2 protein-coding genes are annotated in these 1,700 nt (G+C 61.9%); both read right to left on the reverse strand.

Annotation, left to right across the window (positions count from 1 at the left end):
* Window positions 1–131: 131 nt before the first annotated feature.
* On the reverse strand, window positions 132–590 hold the full coding sequence (locus IAE39_RS29375; RefSeq protein ID WP_201207951.1) for a GNAT family N-acetyltransferase: 459 nt from the start codon (window positions 588–590) through the stop codon (window positions 132–134).
* A 7-nt stretch (window positions 591–597) separates the two neighbouring features.
* On the reverse strand, window positions 598–1,362 hold the full coding sequence (locus IAE39_RS29380) for a hypothetical protein (RefSeq protein ID WP_201207952.1): 765 nt from the start codon (window positions 1,360–1,362) through the stop codon (window positions 598–600).
* Window positions 1,363–1,700: the final 338 nt, after the last annotated feature.

The raw sequence follows: 1,700 nt of genomic DNA on the forward strand, positions 1-1,700 counted from the left end.
GCAGCCCATCGCGACGCAAGGCCGCTCCTACAGGTTCTGTGCCTGCCTTGAGGGCAATGTAGGGAGCCTGGCTTGCCGGCAGTAGCCTTAACTGACTGGCATTACCGTGGGGCTGTGTTTCAACCGAGTCGTCAGGGCTTAATCAGCCGCTTCTCCATGATGATCGTACGTTCATCCCCATGGAATTCATCACGTACTTTTCCATACCCCAAGCGCATGTAGAAGCTCTGCGCCGTAATCGAAGAGGGCACTCGCAGCAGATGCGACCCGTGCGCCAGCGCCTCGTTCTCGACGGCGAGCATCAGCCGTTCACCAATACCCAGCCGCTGAAACTCGGGCGCGACGAACACGCTTCTGACGACACTGTTTTCAAGGCTGGCAGTAGCCACCACGTCATCGTGGTCTGTCGCAACGAAGATCAGGCGTCTATCCAGCAGATCGGCAACGGCCGCCTCGCTGAATGATCGTTCGACCTTGGCGATGGTCGCGGCATCATAGTCTGCGGCATTGCTCTGTCTCAGTGCTGCGATGATCACCCGGCTGATGCCCGCAACATCAGCCGCTACCGCCTTGCGAATCCGATAGTCCATGTCATCCTCAACGCCGGCGCAACACAGTGGCCAGCCCAACCGTCAGCACCACCGCGCAAATCAACGCCAGGCTGATGGTAATGGCCACACCCCACGCTTCAAGCAGCCCTGCCAATACCAGGTAAAACGCAATCACCCCCACCGCACCGATCGCATTGCCCCGCACCATCGCCGCCATGCCGGCCCGGCCATTCTGCATATGGGCAAACACCACCAGCGGCCAGGCAATCACCGGTATCGGCGCGAGCATCCCGCTGGTCGCCGGGCCCAGCCAGCTGGCCAGGCTGGTGATGATCATCAGCAAGCCGGTGGCAGACACCATGCGCAAAGGGATCTCCCAGAACCGCTGCCGGGGCTGGAGCAAGGTATCGGGTTTGGGCTCACGGCCGCTGGCGCGTATCAGCACACCGATCAGCACCAGCGTCATGGCAATCGACAGGTACAGGTTGCCCCAGTGGGTGAATGCATAGGCAATCAGGCCATAGAAGAGCAACGCCAGCAGCACGGCCGGGGCGATGCCGAGCCTGCGGGTAACCGTCAGATAAAAGGCGTAGGTAGCCTGCACCGCCGCCAGGCCGCCCAAGGCGCCGGGCAATGCGCCCAAGGCAAAGGCCGTGCCTTGCTCAAGGCACAGGAAGGTCATCACCAGCCCCGAGGTGATCGGCATGCCGGACAGCAGCCCGCCGAGCAGGCCGCCCCAACGGCGCGAGGCGAGGGAGATGGCCCACATCAGCAAGGGGGTGATGATGAGTTTCAGGTAGAACAAGGTCATTGCGCAGTATCCATACTTGGTGAGCGTGCGCCCTGCGGCGAAGCCGCAGCCTTACGCCGTGTTGAAAGCTTCGCGGGCACGCCCGCTCCCACAGGGTACGCGAACTGCCGGCAGCAACGGTAAAGATGTGCAAAGTTTCCCCGTGCCATCACCCCTGCGCCCTAGAATCCGCCCGCTGCCCCCCGGCCAACGGTGGGCAGCCGATCTAGCCTTGTGGAGCGTTGCAATGAAGTCGAAACACCTTTTCCGCGCAGCTTTGGTGGCTGCGCTGGTATCCGCCTTGTCGGGTTGCTGGATGTTCATGCCACCGGGTGGTGGCGGTGGTCATGATCATGGCT

Source organism: Pseudomonas sp. S37 (genome assembly GCF_016658545.1).
Classification (GTDB): Bacteria; Pseudomonadota; Gammaproteobacteria; order Pseudomonadales; family Pseudomonadaceae; genus Aquipseudomonas.

Excerpts from the sequence above, each read along its gene's own strand:
- IAE39_RS29380 (WP_201207952.1), bottom strand. The coding sequence starts at position 1,362 with ATGACCTTGTTCTACCTGAAACTCATCATCACCCCCTTGCTGATGTGG.
- IAE39_RS29375 (WP_201207951.1), bottom strand. The coding sequence starts at position 590 with ATGGACTATCGGATTCGCAAGGCGGTAGCGGCTGATGTTGCGGGCATC.